This window comes from Thermodesulfobacterium sp. TA1 (assembly GCF_008630935.1).
Lineage (GTDB): Bacteria > Desulfobacterota > Thermodesulfobacteria > Thermodesulfobacteriales > Thermodesulfobacteriaceae > Thermodesulfobacterium.
Genome location: NZ_CP043908.1, coordinates 840,856 through 864,042, shown reverse-complemented (window position 1 = coordinate 864,042; position 23,187 = coordinate 840,856). Strand labels below are relative to the sequence as shown.

The window sequence follows — 23,187 nt, the reverse complement described above, 5'->3', positions numbered from 1 at the left end:
TGATATAATATTTCTGTGTTTCTAAAGAAATTAGAAATCTATGGTTTTAAGTCCTTTCCATATAAAGTCACCATCCCTTTTTCTGCAGGGATTACAGGGATTGTAGGACCTAACGGAGCTGGTAAAAGCAACGTTCTTGATGCTATTAAATGGGTTTTAGGAGAGCAAAGTTCTAAAAAATTAAGGGTTAAAGAACTTTCAGACCTTATCTTTGCAGGAAACGAAGAGAAAAAAAAGGTTGATTTTGCCGAAGTAAGGATGACCATCAACCATGACCCTCCTGTATGGGAAAAATATAAGGATTTTCCAGAGGTAGTCATCACAAGACGATTTTACAGAAACGGAGAAAGTGAATTTTTTATCAATCAAAAACCTTGTAGACTTAAAGATATTCAATTTTTATTTTTAGAATTAGGTATTAATACCCAATCTTACAGTATTATAGACCAAGGGGAAGTTTCTAAGTTCATAGAAATGTCTCTTAAAGAGAGAAGAGTTTTTTTAGAAGATTTAGCCGGTGTTTCCAAATTTAAAGTTACCGAAGAAGAAACCAAAAAAAATCTAAAGCTTACTGAAGAAAACTTGATAAGACTAACCGACATTCTTAAAGAAGTAGAAAATCAGTATTATCATCTTAAAAATCAAGCTGAAGAGGCTAAAAGATATCTTAGCCTAAAAGCAAAATTAGAGGACCTAATCCTAAAAAAGAACCTATATTTATGGAAAAAAAACAACGATGAAAAACAAGAAATAGAAGGTAAAATCATAGGTCTTAAAGATGAAGTTTTAAAAAAAGAAAAAGAAATAGAAAGCTTAGAAAAAGAAGAACACCGTCTTTCTCAGGAACTGTTAAACTTAGAAAGACTAATAAGAAGTTTAAAAGACGAAATCGAAAGCAAAGAAAAGGTCTATAAAGATTGGGAGGGTCGTTTTGTAAGTCTTTTAAAAGAAGAAAAAGAACTTGCTCACAAGATTGAAAAAGAAAAGTTAAAAGAAGAAACTGAAAAAAGACAGTTTGAAGCCTTAGAGAGCGAAAAACAAACCATAGAGGAAAACTTAAACCGATTAAAAGAGCAAGCAGAAAAATTAAAAATTAATTTAGAAGAAATTAGGTCTAAAAAAGAAAATCTTTTAAAAATTTATGAAGAAAAAATTTCTCAATTTCAAAGGCAAGAAGAAACTTATTTTAATTTGCAAAAAGAACTTGAAAAAATATCTGAAAAAAGGCGAGTTTTAGAAAGAGAAATACAAAACTTAATCAAAGAAAAAGAGGCTACCGAAAGGTTTTACCAAGAATTAAAAAAAGAAAAACAAAAATTAGAAAAAGAAAATATCTTATGGGATAAATTTATAGAAGAAAAAACAGAAAAATTACAAAATCTGGTTAAAGAAGAGGAAATTTTAGTTAAAGAAATAGAAAACCTTACCCAAGAAGCTGACCATCTCAAACTTACTGTTGAAAGCCTAAAAGCAGAAAAAAAATCTTTAGAAGAAAGGATTTCACTTATCAATAAAATCTTACCTAAAAAAGATAAACAGTTTTTAAAAAATTTGCCGTTTAAACTTGAATTTTTACCGAATTTTTTAATAGTAAAAGAAAAAGAAGACTTAGACTTGTTAGAATCAGTTTTTAAAGAGGATTTGAACGCTCTTTTAGTAGACGGAATTGGATCTTTAAAAGCAGTTTTTGATGGTATCAAAGAAAATGAAGTACTTTTCTTTAAAGACCAAACCCTTTTATATAAACTTACCATAGAAAAAAAAGAAGAACTCACCCCAAAACTATTAGAAGATTATCAGAAGGCTCCTCGTTTCATTTATGTTAAAAAAGAGGGCATTCTCTTTACTCCTTTAGGTTTTATCTATATCTTAAAGAAAAAATTTGAAGGGAAGATAAGTCTTCAAAAAGAGTTAGAAACCCTTTTAGAAGCTAAAGTTCAGATTGAAAAAAGACTTCAAGAACATATGCTGCAGTACCAAAAGGTTAAAGAAAAGATCTCGTCTTATCAAAATAAACATAGCCTCTTTTTAAACGAAATAAAAGGTTTAAAAGAAGCGATAGAAAAAATTCATAAAGAAAAACAAAATTTTAACCTTTCATGGGTAAAAATTGAAGAAAAAGAGGGATATTTAAAAGATAGAGTTCAGCAAGTTTATCAAGGAATAGAAAGGTTAAGCCAAGAAAAAGAAGAAGTTGAAAAACATTTTCAGATTATCCAAAAAGAAATTAATAAACATAAAGAAACCTATCAAAAGCACAAAAACGAAAAAAATAATTTAGAAAACCAAATAAAAGAGATAGATTCTTTGTTAAACAAGTTATTACAAGAGATAGTTCAAATAAAAACCCGTAGAGACGGCCTTTTACAAAGAAAAGCCGAAATCCAAAAACAGACAGAAAGATTTAAGAACAACCTTAAAACCTATCAACATTCTGTAGATCTTCTTAAACAACAGCTTCAACACATAAGAGAACGTTTAAAAGAGGTAAAACAAAAAAAGGACCAGATTTTTCAAGAAATAGAAAATTTTAAAAAGGAACTCGAAACTCTCTATCATCAAAAAACAGAATTAGAGAAAAACTTAAGAACTTTAGAACAACAAAAAAGGCAGAAAGAAAAAGAAATTAAAAACATAGAAACTACTATTTACAACTTAGAGATAAGACTTACAGAAAAAAAACTTTTTTTAGAAAATTTAATCCAGGTTTTAGAAGGAACTGATTTTAATTCACTGGCTCTTGAAGCTGAAAATCTATATACTCAGGTAGATTTAAATGATTTAGAAAGAGAAATCCGAGAGCTGAAAGAGGCACTAAAAACCTTTAATGAGATAAATCTTGCAAGCATCAAAGAGTTTGAGACGGTTTCAGAAAGATATTATCAACTTCTTAACCAAAAAGAAGATTTAGAAAAAGGAATAACTAAGCTTCAAGAAATTCTTGAAAACCTTAAAAATCTATCTAAAGAAAAGTTAGAAACTACCTTGCAGGAAGTAAACCAGAAGCTTTCTGAAATCTTTTCTTTGATCTTTAAAGGAGGGGACGCCCAACTTGTGTTTACTGGAGATGACCCCTTAACCGCTGGGCTTGATTTTCAAGTAAAAATTCCAGGCAAAAACATAAAACATCTAAACATGCTTTCCGGAGGAGAAAAAGCTTTGTGTGTACTCGCTATATTGATAGCCTTTTATCTGGTAAAACCAGGTCCTTTTTGCATTTTTGACGAAGTAGATGCTCCTCTTGATGAAAAAAACTCACTTAAATTCATTAGATTATTAAACCTTATCAAGAAAAATTCTCAAATCATTTTGATAACCCATAACCCTAACGTTATGAAAGAGGTAGACACCCTTTTAGGGGTGACGATGGAAGAAAAAGGAATTTCTAAAGTATTTATTATAAAGCCCTATGAAAGGGTTAACGAAGGTAGGTATCAAGAAGATTGGTTAAAGCATGCTCAGAGATAAGAGAACTTAAGGTTTCTCTGTCTTTCATCGATATTTCTATAAACTTAATCCCAAAATCAGTGTTAAATCTTTCTCTTTTTATCCATCTAACTTCGGCCTTACATTTAATGGTGCTTTTCCATTTTATAACTAAATTAATAATATCTCCTTCTTCTATAGGAATATCTCTATCGGTTTTTAATCGAGCACCTTCTATGCTTAGGTCTAAAATTTCTACTGGAAAAACCTGACCTCTTTCAGTACCAATTTTACCCTCTAATTTAATCTTATAACGAGTATAATATCTTTTATCTCTTTCATGCATAAAAAATTTTCTTTAGATCCCTTTAAGATCATAAATATATTGAGTTACTATTTTTACTCGGTTTATAATCTCTTCATAGGTTTGCCTTTCTTTTTCTACCACTTCCTTAGGGGCTTTTTCTAAAAATTCTTTATTGCTAAGCTTTCTTTCGATCTGTTTTAGCTTAGATTCAAGTTTTTCTTTTTCTTTGGTTAATCTTTGTATCTCTTTGTCTGAATCTATTAAATCTCCCAAATTCATTAAAACTTCTCCTTCAGAAAGGATATAAGAAACTTCTCCTCTACTCTTATCATATACTTTTACTCCCTTAATATTTTTGACCTTGGCTAAAAATTCGATTACCTCTTTTTCCTGAGAAAGAAGTTTTAAATATTGATCTTTGTCACACCGGTAAATAACTTCTAAATCGGTCTTAGCAGTAAGCCCATACTCTGCTTTAATATTTCTTATCCCAACGGTTAACTCCTGTAAAAATTTTACCGCATCCTCGGCTAACTCGTCTATCAAACCTTCGTTAAACTCTGGATATCTACTTTTTATTATATGTTCTGATTCTCTTTTAGTCAAATGTGCCCAAATTTCTTCGGTAACGAAAGGAATAAAGGGATGTAACAATTTCAAACAGTTGGTTAAGACCTTTATCAACACCCTTTGAGTCTGTCTTTTTGTATCTTCCTTTTTAAGATAAACCTTTGCTACTTCTAAAAACCAATCGCAAAACTTACCCCAGAAAAAGTGATAGACCTCCATCGCCGCCTGATCAAACTCAAACTCCTCAAGCTTTTCCCTGACTTTTTTAACCGTTCTTTGTAACTCAGAAAGTATCCATCTATGCCATAAAGGTAGGTTATAGTCTTCTTTTTCGCCTTCAAAAGAATAACCTTCTAAGTTCATTAAAACAAACCTACTTGCGTTCCAGATTTTATTGATAAAATGTTTAAAACCTTCTATCCTGGCTTCAGACAGTTTTATGTCTCTTCCTTGGGCTGCTAAGGCTATCAGGGTAAATCTTAAGGCATCAGCTCCATACTTATCTACCATAAGTAAAGGGTCTATGACATTACCCCTGCTTTTACTCATTTTTTGTCCTTTTTCATCTCTCACTAAAGCGTGGATATATACCTTATGAAAGGGTATTTGTCCCATAAAATGAATGCCCATCATAATCATACGGGCTACCCAGAAAAAGATAATATCAAAGCTGGTAACCAATACAGAGGTAGGATAAAAAGTGGTTAAAGTTTGGGTTTTCTCAGGCCAACCCATCGTAGAAAAAGGCCAAAGAGCTGATGAAAACCAAGTATCAAGCACGTCTTCATCCTGAAAGACATTTTTAGACCCACAATTAGGACATTCTTCTACTATATCTTCTTTGCTAACGATGGTTTCATTACAATCTTTACAATACCAAACAGGGATACGATGTCCCCACCATATCTGACGCGAGATACACCAATCTCTTATGTTTTTCATCCAGTCAAAATAAAGGTTGGTCCAGTTTTCAGGAATAAATTTTATAAATCCATATTCCACAGCCGCCATAGCAGGTTGGGCTAAAGGTTTAGTAGAGACAAACCATTGTTTAGACACCAAAGGTTCGATTACTGTATCACATCTATAGCAATGCCCTAACACCAACTTATAATCTTCTTCTTTTTCAAGAAACCCTTGAGCTTTCAAATCCTCTAAGACCTTTTTCCGGGCTTCATATCGTTCAAGACCTTTATAGGGGCCAGCTTCTTCTGTCATAAATCCGTCTTCACCTATTACTTTTACCAAAGGCAGGTTGTGTCTCTTAGCCATATCAAAGTCTGCGAAATCATGAGCTGGAGTAACCTTTACCGCACCGGTTCCAAATTCTGGGTCAACCGCCTTATCTGCTATAATAGGGATTTTTCTGCCTAATAACGGTAAGACCAAAAATTTTCCTATCAGACTTTTATATCTTTCGTCTTCCGGGTTTACTGCAACGGCTGTATCACCAAGCATGGTTTCAGGTCTGGTAGTGGCTACTACTACAAAACCGCTACCATCTTCCAAAGGATATTTTAAATACCAAAGTTTACCTTGTGTTTCTTTCATTTCCACTTCTAAATCTGCCAGGGCAGTTCCACAACGAGGGCACCAGTTTATGATATAATCTCCTCTATAGATAAGACCTTCTTCCCAAAGTTTAACAAAAACCTCTCTAACTGCCTTCGAGAGCCCTTCGTCCATCGTAAACCTTTGATAAGACCAACTACAGCTTGCACCTATTTTTTTTAATTGCTCTATGATGATGTTACCACACCTTTCTTTCCAGCTCCAAACCCTTTCAATAAATTTCTCCCTGCCCAAACTCTGCCTGGTTAAACCTTCTTTAGCAATTTCCCTTTCTACTACATTTTGAGTAGCTATCCCTGCATGGTCCGTCCCAGGAACCCATAAAACATCATATCCGTCCATACGTTTATAACGAGCAAGCACATCCTGTATGGTATTGTTTAAGGCATGACCTATATGTAAAACCCCGGTTACATTGGGGGGAGGGATAACAAGCGAAAACTTAGGTTTATTATCATCATATGTAGGTTCAAAGTATCCTTTTTCTTCCCAAACTCTATACCATTTTTCTTCTACCTTCTTAGGGTCATAACTTTTATCTAAGTTTAACTCGCTCAAAGCTATCCCCCCTTTTATAAAAATTTTTAAAGTTTTAATCTATAGGTAATATTTGGGTTCCTAATCCTTCATCGGTAAAAAGTTCTATAATCAAACTATGAGGGATTCTTCCATCTATAATATGGACTTTATTTACCCCAGCAGACAAAGCCTTTTTAGCGCTTTTTAACTTTGGTATCATTCCTCCTTTTGCTACCCCAGACTCTATCAATCGGTCTATGTCCTCTATAGTTAAGGTTGAAATTAACTCTCCTTTTTCATCTTTAACCCCTTCAACATCAGAAAGGTAGATCAACTTCTCAGCCTTAAGCGCAGCTGCTAAGGCCCCTGCTACTAAGTCTGCGTTGATGTTATAGGCCTCTCCTTCTGGTCCTATACCGACAGGAGCAATAACCGGAATAAAATCCTTTTCTATCAAACTAAAAAGCACCTGAGGATTAACTTCTTTTACCTTTCCTACCCTTCCTATGTCTATAATCTCAGGAGGTCTATCTTCTCCTCGGTATTTATAAACCTTCATTTTTTCTGCTACGATAAGCTCTCCATCCCTTCCAGAAAGACCTACTGCCTTTACTCCGGCTCGGTTTAATAAACTAACGATGCTCTTGTTCACCGTTCCTACAAGCACCATTTCAACCACATTCATCGTCTCTTCATCTGTAACCCTTTGTCCTTCGATAAAAACAGGCTTTAACCCCATTCGTTCCATAACTTGATTAATCTGCGGTCCTCCTCCATGCACTATAACAGGACAAATCCCTACATATCTCATCAAGGCAATATCTTGAGCAAAGTTTACCTTAAGAGAGGGATCAACCATCGCATGCCCACCGTATTTAATCACCATTATCTTTTTATAGAATTCTCTAAAATAAGGTAAAGCAGAAATAAGTATCTTAGCCTTTTCTACGATGTCCATAAGCAAAACCTCTTACCAAAGGGCTGGGGCATGAATGATATAACATCTCATAGGTACTTCTCCAGTTACCTTTAAACCGTGCTCTTCTTTAGGAAGAATGGCTACAATATCTCCTGCTTTAATAGGTTGCCAATGTCCGTTAAGATATATTTCGCCTTCTCCTTGTAATACAAAGATAGTGTCAGCCTCTTTTTCATGGGTATGTATAGGAAGTTCTGTGCCTACTGGAATCTCAAGGATGGTTATACTTGCCTCACAACAAAGTTCTTTAGTAGCTATGAAACCTATTTTTACTCCCTCAAATTTAGGATGAGGTTTCATTTCAACATCTGCGATGTTTATTTTAATACCCACCTTGCCCCTCCTATTTAATTTTTTCTTTTACCCTGTAGACCACCATGTGCGGAAAATCATCTAAAATCAATTCAAAATAATCAGGATTATAATCTCTTAAAATATACATTTTATTAAATAAAGTGTCAGCTACCATAGGATTAAGGATAAAAACGGCAGCATGGTTTTCTTTAAATTTTACTATTTCAACTATTATACCATTTTCAAAAAACCTTTTTTCTATCATGCCCTTAGGGTCTTTAACGATTAATTTTTTTATAGGTACACTCTGTCTGTCGGTGCTAATCACTCCAGAGTTTAAGTCTAACTTTGCCCCTATATCCTGGCAATCAAGGATATTATCAGCTATCATGGTACATCTTTCAGGAACGATAATGTTTCCATGAATACCTTGTTTTTTATCAAAATCATAACTTCCAAAATAATGGATCCAACCAAATTTTGCTATCAGATCTTCAGTAAAAACCCAGTAAACAGGATTTTTTAGCTCCTCAGCAAAAGTCCCATCTTGCACTTTTTTAACCAGTTCTTTAGCACTAATCCCCTTTTTCAACTCTTCTGCAATCCCTTTTAACCCATGGTTAGTAATAAAAGAAGTAATAAACCAGCCTTCTTTAGGGTCTCCTGTGGTAAAACTTCTAGCAATAAAATAGGTTTTAGGAGAATTTTGAGAACCTCCATCGTGAAAAGTGGGCCTTCTTGAATAATACTGAAAGGCATAGCCATAATCCCACCAAGTCCAGATAGCCGCACCTTGAGGAGTTTTTTCTTTTAAATACTCCATATTTTTTACGATAGGGCTAAAAACCTTAGGATAACTTGCCATACTTATTATAGGTTTTTGCACTAAGATTACCAAAAGAAATACCAAAGTTCCTATCAGGTTTACCGTAAACAACTGTTTTTCTTTTTGTTTAAAGAGGTCTAAATAACCAAAAACTTTTTCAAAAAGAAAATGGACTAAAAACCCTAATCCAATTCCTATAAAAGGAGAAAGATACATGATAAATCTCGCTCCTGAAACAAAAGACAAAAATCCTATCCCTAAGAAAGGCAGTAAAAAGAACAAATTTTTGAAGTAATAAATAAAACAAAGAAGCACCCCTAAAATACCTAACAAACCTAATATTGCACTGTAAGACGCTGTTTCAAGGATTTTGTCTATAGGTTCTCTTTGAAGTTCTGAGATAGAAATAAAAACATTAGGGAAATCTTTAAAAAGTAGGTCTGCACTGGTAGTAGATTTAATGTTAAACACCAAAGTTTTTACTTGTAAAAATAGGTGATACGGTCCTTCATATAAATACCAAACTTGAGGAACGATAAGGATGGCTAAGTAGAGATAATCTTCCTTTACCAACTTTAGTTTTTTATCCCAAAAATATCTTATCAAAAACATCAAAACCAGCACAAAACACAAATTAGGATGGCCATACCATAGTTGATAAAAAAGAAGAAACAAAGAACTTAAACTAACCCATAGATATTTTAACCTCCTTTCCTCGGTTGAGAAAAACTTATAAAAAAAGTAAGCTGTTAAAAAAGGTAAGGTTAGGTTAAAGACATCGTGGTCTAACCTCATAAGGTTGGTCCTCCCCCAGTACATAGAAGAACCAACAGTCACCAAAGCCCCGATCAGTCCTGCATAAGGACAACCAAGGTCTTTAAAATAGAAAAAAAGCGGTATTACCACTGACACAGCCAAAACCGGTATTAAATAAAACGTTAGAGTCTCAAGAGAAAGGTTAAACCATTTAGAAAGATAAGCCCAGATAAAACTGATAAAATGTCCTGAGAACTGGTATTTTGCATAAAATATGTTTTTTTCATCAAGTTTAGCAGAAGAGGAATTATCTGGAAACACGCGATAATGGTCTATCTCCCCTGTTTTAAACCTTCCTTGCTTGATATCTTCAGCCACTCTTGCAAAAAAGAAAGAATCATATTCACTGTAAATAGGTTTTTCTTTAAAATAAAAAAAGTTTTTATTTTGCTGCCAAAAATTGACATCTTCAAATCTTATATAAAGTCCCCAAAAGAGAACAGCCGTTAACAGAAACCAAAGGTAATAAGACCTTAAAAATTTGTTCATCTTATCTTCTCCGGTTTTCAATTACTAAACTAACATGAAATTATATTAAAAATTTCACTAAAAACAAGTTCTTAAGAGGTTTGTTTCTTAAAATCATCGTTTAGATTTTTTATGTTTTTTAGATGAAGATTTAGATGAAGAATGTTTTTTTAAGTTTTTAGTTTTTTTTAAAGTTTTAGTTTTGTTTTCTTTTTTGGTTGATAAAACCTGGGGTTGTTCAGGATTTTCTATACTTAAGTCTTTTTCTGAAAGTTCAGATGTAGGTAAAGTTACTATATAATAAGTACCTTGAGAAGTGTTTTTTTCTATCAACCTCAGTTGAAGCTGATTTAGGTTAGCCTGAATTTCCTTTTTTTTACCTTGAGGTACTTTTAATAAATAGGTTCTTTCAGGAGGGGTTATCTGTCTTCTGAGTTCAGCGTTTAAGGTTAAGAGAAGATCATAGTTTATACGTCCGGCTACGGCAAAAACTTTGAGGTCTACTCCTCCGTTTACTTCCATCTCTTCATATTCTAAAACCTTAGATTCTAAAGGCTGAAATCCGTATTTTTGAGGATTTTTAATAATAAAGGTAATCGCCATCCATTGAGGAAGATAGGCAGCAGTTTCTAAAGGTAGGCTACCAGATTGTAAAAGTTGCCAATAGTCTATAAAATTTTTAGCCCTTAAAATCCTTAAAAGCCTCCCTTCTCCTAAATTATAACTCGCTACAGCAGGTCTCCAGTCTCCAAAAATGGCATAAAGCCTTTTTAAGTAGCTGGCTGCTGCGTGGGTAGACTTGATAAAATCTTTGCGTTCGTCAATCCAATAATCTATCTGAAGTCCGTAGGCTCTACCAGTTTTTTCCATAAACTGCCAAATACCCACTGCCCCTGCCCTTGAAATCGCAAAGGGATTGCATCCGCTTTCGATAAAAGCAAGATAAACTAAATCTTCAGGAATCCCATACTCTTTAAAAATATTTTTAAAATAAGAAAGATATGGGGTACAACGTTTTAACCATCTTTCGGTAACGTCCCTTTTATCTTTAGTAAAATATTTTATAAAATAAGCAACCTGGTCGTTTATGTCTTGAGGAAGGTTTTTAATAACCTTAGCAGGAAGTTCCTCTAAAACTTCATAGACTTCTTCATCTTGAGGATTAGGAGTTTGAGTAAAACCAGAAAAAACAAAAACACAACTAAAAAAGATCGATAAAGCTATCCTTAAAAACCATTTACTGACTATGCTGTAACCTCCCGTAATTTTTTCCATGTTTTGGTTAAAACCTCTAAATTAACATAAGTATCTTCTTCGTTGTGAGCTTCTGAGGTCAAAATAGGAACTATCTTTTTTTCTTTTAGGAAGTGAAAAACAGCCTCAAACTTTAAAACCCCCTTACCTACGGCTAAATGATCGTCTTCTTCTCCTAAATTATCATGACAATGTATTTCTTTTAAATAAGGATAAAGGGTTTGTAACCATTGTAGTTCATCTTTTTTAGAAAAGACCCTTCCATGGGCTGGGTCAAAACACCAACCAATCTTTCCATAAAAAGCTTCAAATATGGGCAGCATAAACTCCGGTGTAGGTTCATAAACATTTTCTAAGGATAAAAAAAGATTTTCCTCTCTAATAAAATCTAACAACTTATTTAGGTTCTCTATAAACTGTTCTCTCCATTCCTCTTTTATTTCATGATAATTGTAAGAATACCCAGAATGAAGAACTAAGTTTAAAGGCTGAAAAAGAGAAGCCCTTTCCACCGCAAGAAAGATCCTTTTAAAACTAACCTCTCTTATCCAAAGATCAACAGACCCTATGGAAAGATCTATAAAAGGTAGATGAACAGTGGTTAAAAGCCCTTGATTTTTTAGTTGAACCGCTATCTCTTTAAAAGTTGAATAAGGATAATTGTCTAAAGAAAAAGCATTTAAAGAAACTTCTACATTAATACGATGGGCTAAAACCAAAGGTAAATACTTTTCTTTTAAAAGGTTAAAAGGAATAGAAACAAACACCAAAGGGTTCATATTATTTAACCTCTTTGAAAAAATTCTTTTATCGAGTGGACTACATATTCTAATTCTTCTCTAGTTAGATAGGGAAAGAAAGGAAGACTTAAAACTTGTTTAGAAAGTTTTTCAGTCACAGGAAGCATACCATCTTTAAAACCTAATTCTTGATAAACCGGTTGTAAATGTAAAGGATGTTCATAATAAATCCTAGTATAAATCTTCTTTTCTTTCAGAAAAGCTTGAAGCTGATCTCGGTAGGGTGTGGTTATGGTAAAAAGAGCCCAACTGGGAAAGTAGGTTTTAGGAATTTCGGGAAGAAAAAGGTTGGGTTCAAGACCTTTTAGCCTCTCTATATAGTAAGAGGCCAGATTTCTCCTCAACTCTAATTCTTGTTTAAAATACTTAAACTTTACCAGTAAAATGGCAGAATGGATCTCGTCTATCCTTCCGTTGATACCGTGGTATTCATAAAAATAGGGTCTGGTTTGACCATGTTCTTTTAGAATTCGAACCCTTTTTTCTATTTCTTCATCTGAGGTAAACACCATCCCAGCGTCTCCAAAAGTAGCTAAAGGTTTGGTAGGATAAAAAGAGGTTGCAGAGGCTAAACCAAAAGTACCAACAGCTCTGTCAAGTATTTTAGCCCCAAAAGCTTGACATATGTCTTCTATAAGAATGATCCCATTTTCTTGGCAAAATTCCTCGATCCTTTCCAAATCAGCAGGTATACCGTATAGACTTACCACTATGACTGCAGACGGCTTTTTACCTCGTTTAGTAAGAAAAGCATAAGCTTCTTTTAATTTTTCTAAAGAAACATTATAAGTCCTTTCCTCTACGTCTACAAAAAAAGGTATAAAACCGGCCCTTACTACTACCTCCGAAGTAGCTATAAACGTAAAAGCTGGAACTAATACATAACTTCCTCGAGGTAAGTCTAAAGCCTTAAGTATTAAGTATAAACCTTCGGTGCCAGAAGAAACCCCTATGCCATAAAAAATATCTAAAAAAGAGGCCAACCTTCTTTCTAATTCTTTAGTATAAGGTCCGTTAAGATAAACCCCGCTTCTTAATACATTAACCACCTCATTTTCTATTTCCTGTCCATATTTTGCATAACCTCTTTTTAAGTCTAAAAAAGGAACTTCCATTTTTCTCCTCTTTACTTAAAAGTCTTACCTATTATACTTTATTTATTTAGGTTAAACAACCATTAACCTTTTAATTGCTAAAAAAAATATCAGTCTTGCAATGAAAAAAATACTTTTTTATCGAAGAGGAGGATTAGGTGATACTCTTCTTACTTTTCCTGTGCTTGAAGTTTTAAAAAAACAAGGATATAGAATTGCTGTCATAGGGGTCAAGGCTTATTATAGGTTAGCCCAAAAGGTAGGTTGGGTAGATGAAATTTACGAAGACCTTTATCCGCAGGTTTTAAACCGTCCTTATGACCTAAAGATTTTTTTCTCTAAGAACGGAGGGATATACCCTTTTCCTGATAAAAGAATATGGATAGTAGATTATTATTTTAGGTATTTAAAATTACCTCAAATCTATTCTCAGACTTTACCTATCGAAGGGTTAAAAGAAAGCCCTTTTAAAAATAGAATAATCCTTCACCCAGGCAGTGGTTCTCCTAAAAAAATTCCAGAATTTTTACTTTTTAGAAAGATAGAAGAATTTTTGAAAAAAAAGGGCATGGATTATATCTATGTGGTAGGAGAGGCTGATCAGTGGGTAAAAGATTTGACCTCTAATTTTTGGGAAATAGAAGACCTTGAATTTTTGGCTAAAGCCTTCAAAACTGCCAGAGGTTTTATAGGGCTTGACAGTGGAATTTCTCATTTAGCAAGCTATGTAGGGATAAAAACCTTTGTTTTTTTTGGTCCTACAGACTATATAGTATGGCACCCCATAGGACCTAACCTTCAGATAATCACCTTAGACTTAGAATGCAGCCCTTGCTTTCCTAAGGTATGTGCTGAAAGCCCTTGTTTAGACCCTGAAAAATTATTTTTACAGTTTTTAAAAAAAGCAGATTTATAGATTTTATTTAAATAGTTTTATTTAAATTTTCTATTAGAGACTTTCTCGAAAAAGTGTTAATTTTTATCTGGTGGAAACTAAAAAATAGGAGGTAAGCAATGAAGACTTTGGATGTAAAGGGACTTCCCTGCCCACAACCGGTTATCCAAACTAAAGATTTTTTAGAAGGTTTAGAGGAAGGGGAAGTTTTTCAGATAGTTTTAGATAATCAGGCTTCAGCTAATAACGTTAAAAAATTCTTAAATTCCCAAGGTCATCAATTAATTTCTGAAACAGAAAAAGGAGAAGAGATTATATTGGTAGTAAAGAAAGCGGGTTCTAAAAAAGCGGTAACCTCTCTAACTATTTCTTGTGAGGTAAGTTCTGAAAAAAAAGACCTTTTTGTCATCATCGCAAACGATGTAATCGGAAAAGAAGAGGTTTTAGGTAAAGTTTTAATAAAGGGTTTTTTTGAAACTATGTTAGTGCAAAATCTTTTACCAGACAGGATGTTTTTTATGAATAAAGGGGTGTTTTTAACCACTAAAGATGAGGAAATACTACCTATTTTGAATGAATTAGAAAAAAAGAGGGTTGAAATTTTTTCCTGCGGAACCTGTTTAAAATATTTTGGATTAGAAGACCAACTAAAGGTGGGCAAAAGAGCAGGTACAGATGTGTATTTAGAAGGGATATTTTATTTTAAAAAAACCTTGTGGATTAGTTAAAAAGTAGTTAAAATTAATCCATTAAGGGCCTTGACAAGCTTATTAAAAATGTTTAAATATTAATTTGAAAATTTAGATGGCGGCGTAGCTCAACCGGTTAGAGCATGTGGCTCATATCCACAGGGTTGGGGGTTCAAGTCCCTCCGCCGCCATTATCTTAGATGATAAGAGGAAGGTATGAAAGATAAAGTAGAAGTAAAAACTATAGTTTCTAAAACTGAAGCAGCTAATCTTTTAAAACAGATTGCAGAACAAATAGAATCTACTGGTCAAGTTAAAGTTGGAGAGGTTTTGGTAGATCTTCCAGAACAATTTGAGTGTGAAATAGAATATAAAGTTAAGGACGACAAAAAGACTTTTGAAATAGAATTTAAGTGGAAAGCTTAGAACCCTTTTATAGTGGCGGCGTAGCCAAGCGGTAAGGCGACGGCCTGCAAAGCCGTGAATCCGGGGTTCGAATCCCCGCGCCGCCTTTAATCTTTCTTTTTTTTAAATTTTATGTTCAGATTAAAAGTACAAGACTACTTTTCTTCAGCCCATTTCTTAAGACACTATGAAGGACCTTGTGAAAAACTCCATGGACACAACTGGAAAGTAGAAGTAGTGGTAGAAGGAGAAAAACTAAACGAGCTTGATATGCTTATAGATTTTAAATTGCTTAAACAGGCTTTAAGGGAAACTTTAGAAAAAATAGACCATCGTCTTTTAAACGACATTCCTTATTTTTTGGAGGTTAATCCTTCTTCTGAACGTATCGCTCAGTATATCTTCCAAACCCTTAAAGAAAAGCTTTCTTCTTATCCTAACCTAAGGCTTAGAGAAGTAACTGTTTTTGAGACAGAAAAGGCCTGTGCCACCTACCTTGAACCTTAAGTTATCTGAAAATTTTTTTTCTATCCAAGGCGAAGGACCTTTTTCAGGTTATCCCACCTTTTTTGTAAGACTTTATGGTTGTAATTTAAAATGCCTATGGTGTGATACTCTTTATGCAAGAGAAGGAGATAGATATTATACATTAAACGTCAATGAAATAATAGAAATATGGGAAAAGAACTATTCTTTAAGTCCTTATATAACCATAACCGGTGGAGAACCTTTACTGCAAACGGCGATTTATCCTTTAATAGAAAAATTTTTAGCCAAAAAATGTATAGTTTCTATTGAAACCAACGGAAGTTTATCTCTTAAAGACCTTCCTTCCCAAGTGGTTAAAGTTGTAGATTTAAAAACTCCTTCTTCTGGAATGGCAGAGTATAACCTTTATGAAAACATATCTTTTCTTAATTCAAAAGATGTAATAAAGTTTGTGATACAAGACAGAAAGGATTTTGAGTTTGCCCTTAAAAAAATAAAAGATTTAGACCTTCTTTCTAAAACACAGGTATTTTTCTCTCCGGTATTTGAGAAACTTTCACCTAAGGAGCTTGCCAAATGGATTTTAGAAATAAAGCTTCCGATAAGGCTACAGGTTCAACTTCACAAACTTTTGGATTTAAAATAAAAATTGATTTGTAAACCTTTAATTTTTATGCTAAAATAATCACTATGAAAGAAGAAAACCTTTACGAATTAGACCAAGCTTCATCTGAAGTTTCTCCTCAGCTACCGGTTGTTTTAGAAGAAAGTCTTCCTGCTAAGTTTGACCCTCTACAAAAATATCTTCGAGAAATCAGCAAATATCCTGTTCTTACTAGAGAAGAAGAAGAGCAATTAGCTAAAGCTTATTATGAAACGAAAGACCCCCGTTTAGCTTATAAACTGGTAGTATCAAACCTTAAATTGGTCGTTAAAATAGCCCTTGAATTTCAAAAATTTTGGGCTCACAACTTTTTAGACCTTATTCAAGAAGGTAATTTAGGCTTATTACAAGCAGTAAAAAAATTTGACCCCTATAAAGGGGTTAAGTTTTCCTATTATGCCTCGTTTTGGATAAAAGCTTATATTCTTAAGTATATCATGGACAACTGGAAGCTGGTTAAAATGGGGACTACCCAAGCTCAGAGAAAGCTTTTTTATAAACTCCGTAAAGAAAAAGAAAAACTTGCAGCCTTAGGTTTTGAACCAACTTCTTTTGAAATAGCTAAACGTTTAGGGGTTAAAGAAAAAGAAGTAGAAGAGATGGAACAGAGAATGTTTTCTCAAGACCTAAGCCTTGAAGCACCTGTAGCTCACGATTCTGAAGATACTTTGGCCAACTTTTTAAAAGATACTAGACCTACCCCAGAAGAAATTTACGCTAAAGAAGAAGTTCTCTCTAAGTTTAAACGACTTTTAAAAGAATTTGCCCAAACTTTATCTGGCAAAGATTATATCATTTTTTATGAAAGGTTGCTTGCTGAAGAACCTAAAACTTTAAACGAACTTTCTCAAAAACTGGGTATTTCTAAAGAGAGGGTTAGGCAAATAGAAGAAAAAATTATCAAAAATCTTAAAAAATTTCTTGAAGAGAGGCTTCCTGATGCCCAATATTATACCTTGGCGCTTCCTGAAAATCTTTAGTGTTTTTTTAGGTGGAATTTTTGTCTTTCAACTTTTTCTCCCTGTTTATTCTTTTGGTTCAGACCATAATGGATTAGCCTATTATTATTTCCTTTTAGCTCTAAGACAAGAAAATCCAGAAAAAGCAGAAAAATACCTAAAAAAAGCCATAAAACTTGACAAAAAAAACCTTTATCTTCAAAGGCAATTAGTTTTATTCTATATTCAAAACAAAAAACTTAAAGAGGCTGAGACTTTAGCGGAAAAACTTCTTTTACAACATCCTAACGATAAAGAAATAAACTTATTTTTAGCTAAAATTTATCTTTTGGGAAACCGTCCTTATAAGGCAGCTAACCTTCTCGAAAATCTCTTAGAAAAAGACCCTAAAAACGAAGAAGTTTTAAGCCTTCTTATAAGCATTTATCTTGAAAAAAAAGACTGGAACGCTGCTCTTTCTAATTTAGATAAGCTCTTAAAAATAGATTCTAATAATTATATTGCTTGGTTGTTTAAAGCAAGGGTTTTAAAAGAATTAAAGAGAAATAAAGAAGCTAAAGAGGCTTATCTAAATGCCTTAAAAACTTCATCTGATAATAAAGTAATTTTGATGGAGGTACTTAAATTTTTAGAAGAAACTAATGATTTTCAACAAGCAGAAGAGATTTTAAAAATTCTTATTCAAAAGTATCCTGTAGATGAAAATTTTTTTAAATTATTAATCGGGTTTTACTTAGAAAAAGAGGCTTGGGAAAAGTCTGAAAAAATCCTGAAAGAAGTTCCAGAAAGCTTAAAAGATAAACCTGAAATACTTTTTTTCTTGGGTTTATCTTTAGAGAAACAAAAAAAACTGGATGAAGCTTTAGACGTTTATCAAAAAATATTACCTGAAAATGAATGGGGATTAGAGGCTTCTAAAAGGATAGTCTTAATTTTGAGAAAAAAAGACCGAAAAGCAGCCTTAAATTATCTAAAAACCTTAGAAGAAAAAGCTAAAAAAGATAAAAGCTGGTATGTGTTGTTAATAAGTTCAGCTGAAGCCCTTGATCTGTGTGAAAAAGGTATACAGTATGGAGAAGAAGCGATTAAACTTTTTCGAGATGAGGTAGACTTAATCCTTAGCTTAGCTTCAAACTATGCCTGTTTAGAAAACTATCAAAAAGTTTTAGACCTTACCCTTCCCTTGTTGAAAAAATTCCCTGAAAATCCACACATTTTAAATTTTATAGGTTATAGTTATGTAGAGTTAGGAAAAAATCTTGAAGAAGCAGAAGAAATTCTCCAAAAAGCCTTACAACTTAAACCTAACGACCCTTATATCCTTGATAGTTTAGGATGGTGTTATTCCAAGATGGGAAAAATTGACCTTGCTCTTGAGTATTTAGAAAAAGCGGTTCAAAATCTATTTGAAGAAGAAGCGGTTATTTTAGAACATTTAGCCGACATTTTAGTTATCAAAAAGGAAACCTCTAAAGCTTGTGAGTTTTACCAAAAGGCTTTAAAGGCTTCTTTTCATCTTAGAGACACTGAAAGGATAAAAAATAAGCTTCAAACACTTGGTTGTGAAAAAAACAATTCCAATAATTAAAATTCTTCTTTGGATTGGGTTTAGTGTTTTAATAGTTTCTTGCGGGAAAAATTTTTTCGATTCTTTGCCTGAAACTCTATCTGAGAAAATCTATGTAGGTAGTGTATGGATTAACCTTGAGGTAGTTAAAGACGAAAAAAAAGAAATCAACGCCACCTACGGAGATTTTCAGTTAAGCTCTAACTTTTTTTATTTAAGATTAAAAAATCCTTTTGGTGTTACTTTAGGGATTATATCTTGGGAAATAAGTAATAAAAATCAAATAAAAATATATGATTTTTTTAATCGTAAAATAATAGTGGTTTCCTTTTCTAAAGATTTTAATCCTGAAGACCTCCCTTGGTATTTTATAGGAGCTAAAGAAAAAGAAAAAATATGGGAATTTTCTAAGGGTGCTGTGTTTTATCGTTTTGATAAAGAGTTTAAGGAAGGCGAAATTAAAGTCGATAGTTTTCGGGCCTCTTGGGAGATTAAAAACCTAAAATACACAGAAAAACCTCCTTGGGACCCTATGTTTTATCAGAAAAATCTTGAAAAAGAAGCTACAGAAGACTTAATCCAACTTTAAGTTTTAAAAATTAGTTAGGTTTAATCTTTATCATAACCTCTTCTACGGTTTGCGGAGTTGCTTTTAAAATTTTCATTTCTAAATTTTTGTAATAAATCACCTCGCCCTCACCAGGAATCTTCCCTGTAATAGAGTAGATAAATCCGTTTAAAGTTTCATAATCTCCAGACGGAATAGGAAGGCCTATTTGTTGTAATTTTTCTATTTCTATAAATCCTGTTACTCTATAGACATTTTCAGAAATTTTTTGATATTCAGGTACGTAATAATCTAAAGCATCTCTAAACTCTCCTAATACTTCTTCTATCAAGTCTTCTATAGTAACAATTCCGGTAGTAAACCCATATTCATCGACGATTATCGCAAGCTCCATTCCAGATTTTTGTAAAGCTGAGAGAACGTCATGAGCATGTGCCATCTCAGGAAAAAAAATCGGAGTTTGGATAAAATTTTTTAAAGGCTTATTAGGTTCTAATAAAGTTTTGCCTATTAAATGTTGAACTTTAACGATGGCTTTAAGATGTGAAACGTCATTTTCATAAAGAGGTATATAAGAAAAATTATATTTTTTGCTAAATTCTATAGCATCTTTTACGGTTGCATCTAAAGGTAAGGCTTTTACTTGACTTATAGGTATCATAACTTGAGATACTTTTTTCTTAGCAAAATCTATAATTTTATGCATTAATTCTTTTTCAGTACGATCTATCTCTTCTTCATAACGTATAAATGTAAGAAAAATTTCTCTAAATTTGCTTAAAAAAATAGGATTTTTTTCTTGAGGTTTCAGTAATTTTTGGGCTAAAATAGTATTAACATAAACTAAAGGCCAAAAGATAAAAGAGATATAATAAATAAGAGGAAGTAAGTATAAAATTAAAGGATAAGCAAATTTTTTACCTATAGTTTTAGGAATAACCTGTCCTAAAACTACCATAGCAATGGGGACTAAAGTTGAGGAGATAACCAGTCCTTTTATCCCAAAATCTCTAATCAAAAAATAAGGAGTAAAAATACCGTTACCTACTACACAAAGGGTAATACCCAAAAGGGTAGTAGTAAAGAGCCTTTCTGGATTTTCCCAAAGTTTAAAATAAATCTGGGTTACCTTTTTTTTGTAATCTAATTTTTCCATAAGATATCTTTCTACAGAAATAAAAGCCATTTCACTACAAGCAAAAAAGGCTTCTCCTAACACAAAAAACAAAAAGGATATAAAGCCTATCATCAATCCTCTCTCTCAGGTAATTTTTCTATTTCTACCCAAAGAATTTTTCTCCCTTTAACCTTTTTTACCGTAAATCTATAGCCACCATAAACTACGCTTTGTCCTTCTTCAGGAATTTCTTTAAAGAGGGCCAACAAAAATCCGTTTAAAATTTTTATATCTTTTAAATGTTCCTCCTCTATTTCAAGTCCCAAAACTAATTTTAAGTTTTCTATGAGCACTTTTCCGTGAACCAACCATTTGTTTTCACCTATCTTTTGAATAAACTCTACTTTGGCTTCTTTTTGTTCGTATATTTCTCCAAAAAGCTCTTCTAAAACGTCTTCTAAAGTAACCAATCCTTTAACCATTCCGTATTCATCGACCACTATGGCTATCTTAAGGTGCTTTTTTTGAAACTCAAAGATCAAATCTCTTAACTTGAAATTTTCTGGCACATAAAAAACTGGTCTTGTTAATTCAGAGAGCCAAGTTTTTCCTAAAAACTCTGGAGAAAAATTTCTTATTATGTCTTTTATATACAAAATACCAAGAAGGTTGTCTAAGGAGTCTTTATACACAGGAAACTTATTATAAGGCATATATTTAATCTTTTCTAAGAACTCAAGGGTGATAGGGGTGTCTTTAAAGGCTACTATCTCAGAACGTGGGGTTAAAATGGCAGAAACAGAGATTTTTTCTGAAAGAAATAACCCTTTGATAAAAATCTTTTCTTTCTCTGTAATGTTTCTTTCTAAATAGGCCTTTTCAATAATATAAAGAATGATTTGTTCTACCGGAGAAAAGGTTTTAGAAAGCTCTTTTTCTGTAGGAAAAAACCTTTCTAAAACTCCATAAAATAAACTATAAATTTTTCTGATCGGCCAAAAAAGATAGTAAAAAAAATAAATGATATAAATTACCTTAGTGATAAGCCAATCTTTAGTTTTAAAACCTACTATTTTAGGTAAAAAATCTCCCATCCAAAACATGATAAAGCCAAAGATAAAAAAAGCTAGAGTTTTACCTTTGTCAGGAAAGATAGAAGAAAAAAGTTTGGAACCTAAAAAACTGGTAAAAAAATCTACTATTTCATTACTTGCGATAAGGACTACTAAAAGCTCCTCAGGCTTGTTTAACATTTCTAAAAATTTTTGAGGTAGACCTTTAACCCTTAAATTAGCGAGTTCTATACGAGAAATAGAAAAAATACTTGCTTCTGAAGAACTAAAAACCATAGAAGTTAATATAAGAAGCAAAATACCAAAGAAATAAACTTCTATCATCTATCTAATAGATACATCACCCAAGAAGTTGATGAGTTATGCTCTAAAGAAACAGAAAAACCTAATAGATCGTCTACCTTAGTTTTAAATTCATAAAGCTTAATACCGTCTTCAAACTCATTTTTTACCAAATGTTCATGTTTTTCTTGCCATAATTCTAAAAGTTCAGAAGAATTGATAACCAACCCGTTAAAAGCTAAATGTGAACCAAAATCGATGTAAGGTCCTATTGCTTGCCAAGCCTTAATTCTTTGTTTTAGATTTGGTAGCTTCTCTGGGAAACTTAAACTTGTTGAAATCAAATAATTTAAATCTTCAATAGGTTTGAAAGAAAAATCTTCTCCTATTACTTTTTCTTTAAAAACCTGGTGATACTGCCATTCCAATTTCTCCAATTCTTTTTTAATCTCATACATAGAAACATCTAATTTCTCTGCTAAGAAAAGGTTTATTATCGATGACTTAATTCTTACTTTTTCTTCTTCTAAAACTTTATCGCCCTTTATACTATAAAAAATCTCTTTAAGCGATTCCTCTAATACTTCTTTAAACTGACTAAAGTATTTTAAGTTTTCAAGATTTCTAAAATTATATCCCCATTCCTCTAAACTTGAGACTTCTTTTTTTAACTCTTCTAAGTCAATCCCTAAGTCTGGTTTAAAAGATAAAAATTGGACTTTTTGTTGTAAATTTTGATGGTCTTTTATAAACCTAAACCAGTTTTCTTTAGTAATACTAAGATCTAAAACCAACAGTTTTTCTACCAATTTGATGATTTTTTCAACCTCTTCTAAACCCAAAAAAGTCTGAGGATAGAGCAGTAAATTATAAACCATAAAGCTCCCTTAACTTATTATTTTGGCAAAAATACCCTTTAAATATTCTAACTGTCGGTTATATTCTTCGTCAAGCTTTTCTTTAATTTTAGCCCATTCTTCTTTAAACTTAGGATGATTTTCTGGTTCCACATGCACTTCAGTCCCTAACTGATTGGCTAAAGCTTGCTCTAACAACTCTATTTCTGCAGAAAAACGTTTAATCATTTCTTGATAGATAGCCTCTTTATGGGTATTGTATTGGGTTAAAAGTTTTTCTATTTCTTTTAAGAGCCTGTCTATCTCAGGCATTTTTTCAAAAGTTAACTTTAACCCCTGGAGAGCCTTTTTAGCGTCTTCCAGTTGATACTCAGTGTAAGGTAAAACTATATTTCTTAAAAATACCTGAATAACTCCTTTTAAAACGGCTTTTTTTTCTTGGGGTTGCTTGTTTTTAAGCATCTCTTCTAATTTTTCTTTAAAGTCATGAAAATCTTCTCTCAAAAACTTAGCAGCAATTTTTTGTGCCTCTTCTTGCAAGGCAAGAAGCCTGAGTTCTTCCTTAGAAGCCTTTCCTATTTTTTCTGCCTTTTCCAAGGCTATCTCAAGGGTACTTCTGATTTCATCAGGCATAAAATGCCCTCCCCTTTTTAAGGTATAAGGTTATGTTAAAAAATTAACATCTAAAAACCGTTTC

The 23,187-nt window shown here is 32.8% G+C and carries 21 protein-coding genes and 2 tRNA genes; 11 read left to right on the top strand and 12 right to left on the bottom strand.

Translation table 11 applies throughout. The annotated features are described in order from the left end of the window. Positions 1 to 15 precede the first annotated feature (15 nt). On the top strand, positions 16 to 3,468 hold the full coding sequence (locus F1847_RS04465) for an AAA family ATPase (protein ID WP_168194267.1): 3,453 nt from the start codon (positions 16 to 18) through the stop codon (positions 3,466 to 3,468). Here F1847_RS04465 and F1847_RS04460 read toward each other — a convergent pair. The 8 genes from F1847_RS04460 to F1847_RS04425 form a co-directional block, all read right to left on the bottom strand. Further along, positions 3,419 to 3,772: a PilZ domain-containing protein gene (locus F1847_RS04460; RefSeq protein ID WP_150071894.1), complete on the bottom strand. Its 354-nt coding sequence runs from the start codon at positions 3,770 to 3,772 to the stop codon at positions 3,419 to 3,421. The genes F1847_RS04465 and F1847_RS04460 overlap by 50 nt on opposite strands. 12 nt (positions 3,773 to 3,784) lie before the next feature. Beyond that, a complete protein-coding gene (locus F1847_RS04455; RefSeq protein WP_150071893.1) occupies positions 3,785 to 6,433 on the bottom strand; it encodes a valine--tRNA ligase in 2,649 nt (882 codons plus the stop codon). Between the two features lie 34 nt (positions 6,434 to 6,467). Beyond that, entirely contained in the window at positions 6,468 to 7,352 is an 885-nt protein-coding gene (argB, locus tag F1847_RS04450; RefSeq protein ID WP_150071892.1) for an acetylglutamate kinase, read from the bottom strand. A 12-nt stretch (positions 7,353 to 7,364) separates the two neighbouring features. Beyond that, the gene (locus F1847_RS04445; protein WP_150071891.1) at positions 7,365 to 7,706 is read right to left on the bottom strand and encodes a cupin domain-containing protein; all 342 of its coding nucleotides are present in this window, start codon (positions 7,704 to 7,706) and stop codon (positions 7,365 to 7,367) included. Positions 7,707 to 7,716: 10 nt separating this feature from the next. Beyond that, positions 7,717 to 9,798: an STT3 domain-containing protein gene (locus tag F1847_RS04440; protein ID WP_150071890.1), complete on the bottom strand. Its 2,082-nt coding sequence runs from the start codon at positions 9,796 to 9,798 to the stop codon at positions 7,717 to 7,719. Between the two features lie 93 nt (positions 9,799 to 9,891). Beyond that, on the bottom strand, positions 9,892 to 11,052 hold the full coding sequence (locus tag F1847_RS04435; RefSeq protein ID WP_150071889.1) for a lytic transglycosylase domain-containing protein: 1,161 nt from the start codon (positions 11,050 to 11,052) through the stop codon (positions 9,892 to 9,894). Beyond that, complete coding sequence (locus F1847_RS04430; RefSeq protein ID WP_150071888.1) at positions 11,022 to 11,810, bottom strand: sugar phosphate isomerase/epimerase; 789 nt, start codon at positions 11,808 to 11,810, stop codon at positions 11,022 to 11,024. The genes F1847_RS04435 and F1847_RS04430 overlap by 31 nt, the downstream gene beginning before the upstream one ends. A gap of 5 nt (positions 11,811 to 11,815) precedes the next feature. After that, positions 11,816 to 12,946, bottom strand: a complete 1,131-nt coding sequence (locus F1847_RS04425) for a DegT/DnrJ/EryC1/StrS aminotransferase family protein (RefSeq protein WP_150071887.1) — start codon at positions 12,944 to 12,946, stop codon at positions 11,816 to 11,818. A gap of 100 nt (positions 12,947 to 13,046) precedes the next feature. Between F1847_RS04425 and F1847_RS04420 the strand changes: the two genes are divergently transcribed. The 10 genes from F1847_RS04420 to F1847_RS04375 all read left to right on the top strand — a co-directional run bounded on the left by F1847_RS04420 (position 13,047) and on the right by F1847_RS04375 (position 19,182). Beyond that, on the top strand, positions 13,047 to 13,841 hold the full coding sequence (locus tag F1847_RS04420) for a glycosyltransferase family 9 protein (protein WP_150071886.1): 795 nt from the start codon (positions 13,047 to 13,049) through the stop codon (positions 13,839 to 13,841). Positions 13,842 to 13,939: 98 nt separating this feature from the next. Further along, positions 13,940 to 14,548, top strand: coding sequence for a sulfurtransferase-like selenium metabolism protein YedF (gene yedF / locus F1847_RS04415; protein ID WP_150071885.1), 609 nt, complete (start codon positions 13,940 to 13,942; stop codon positions 14,546 to 14,548). A gap of 78 nt (positions 14,549 to 14,626) precedes the next feature. Then, positions 14,627 to 14,700 (top strand) — tRNA-Met (locus F1847_RS04410). A gap of 25 nt (positions 14,701 to 14,725) precedes the next feature. Continuing rightward, on the top strand, positions 14,726 to 14,935 hold the full coding sequence (locus F1847_RS04405; protein ID WP_150071884.1) for an amphi-Trp domain-containing protein: 210 nt from the start codon (positions 14,726 to 14,728) through the stop codon (positions 14,933 to 14,935). Positions 14,936 to 14,949: 14 nt separating this feature from the next. After that, positions 14,950 to 15,021, top strand: a tRNA-Cys gene (locus F1847_RS04400). A gap of 25 nt (positions 15,022 to 15,046) precedes the next feature. Continuing rightward, a complete protein-coding gene (gene queD / locus F1847_RS04395) occupies positions 15,047 to 15,421 on the top strand; it encodes a 6-carboxytetrahydropterin synthase QueD (protein ID WP_150071883.1) in 375 nt (124 codons plus the stop codon). Next, positions 15,381 to 16,049 carry a radical SAM protein gene (locus tag F1847_RS04390; protein WP_240702865.1) on the top strand — a complete coding sequence of 223 codons (669 nt, stop codon included), beginning with the start codon at positions 15,381 to 15,383 and terminating at the stop codon, positions 16,047 to 16,049. The genes queD and F1847_RS04390 overlap by 41 nt, the downstream gene beginning before the upstream one ends. A gap of 44 nt (positions 16,050 to 16,093) precedes the next feature. Continuing rightward, entirely contained in the window at positions 16,094 to 17,047 is a 954-nt protein-coding gene (locus F1847_RS04385) for an RNA polymerase sigma factor RpoD/SigA (protein ID WP_150071882.1), read from the top strand. Next, a complete protein-coding gene (locus F1847_RS04380) occupies positions 17,007 to 18,614 on the top strand; it encodes a lipopolysaccharide assembly protein LapB (protein ID WP_150071881.1) in 1,608 nt (535 codons plus the stop codon). The genes F1847_RS04385 and F1847_RS04380 overlap by 41 nt, the downstream gene beginning before the upstream one ends. Next, positions 18,589 to 19,182, top strand: coding sequence for a hypothetical protein (locus F1847_RS04375; RefSeq protein ID WP_150071880.1), 594 nt, complete (start codon positions 18,589 to 18,591; stop codon positions 19,180 to 19,182). Before F1847_RS04380 ends, F1847_RS04375 begins: the two co-directional genes overlap by 26 nt. 10 nt (positions 19,183 to 19,192) lie before the next feature. On the opposite strand, the gene F1847_RS04370 is transcribed toward F1847_RS04375, so the two are convergent. From F1847_RS04370 to F1847_RS04355, 4 genes are read right to left on the bottom strand one after another with little or no spacing between them, the layout of a single operon-like run. Continuing rightward, complete coding sequence (locus tag F1847_RS04370; RefSeq protein ID WP_150071879.1) at positions 19,193 to 20,410, bottom strand: hemolysin family protein; 1,218 nt, start codon at positions 20,408 to 20,410, stop codon at positions 19,193 to 19,195. Beyond that, the gene (locus F1847_RS04365; protein ID WP_150071878.1) at positions 20,410 to 21,675 is read right to left on the bottom strand and encodes a hemolysin family protein; all 1,266 of its coding nucleotides are present in this window, start codon (positions 21,673 to 21,675) and stop codon (positions 20,410 to 20,412) included. The genes F1847_RS04370 and F1847_RS04365 overlap by 1 nt, the downstream gene beginning before the upstream one ends. After that, positions 21,672 to 22,511 (bottom strand): hypothetical protein, encoded by an 840-nt coding sequence (locus F1847_RS04360; RefSeq protein ID WP_150071877.1) that lies wholly within the window; start codon positions 22,509 to 22,511, stop codon positions 21,672 to 21,674. The genes F1847_RS04365 and F1847_RS04360 overlap by 4 nt, the downstream gene beginning before the upstream one ends. Before the next feature lie 9 nt (positions 22,512 to 22,520). After that, a complete protein-coding gene (locus F1847_RS04355) occupies positions 22,521 to 23,123 on the bottom strand; it encodes a hypothetical protein (protein ID WP_150071876.1) in 603 nt (200 codons plus the stop codon). Between the last annotated feature and the right edge of the window lie 64 nt (positions 23,124 to 23,187).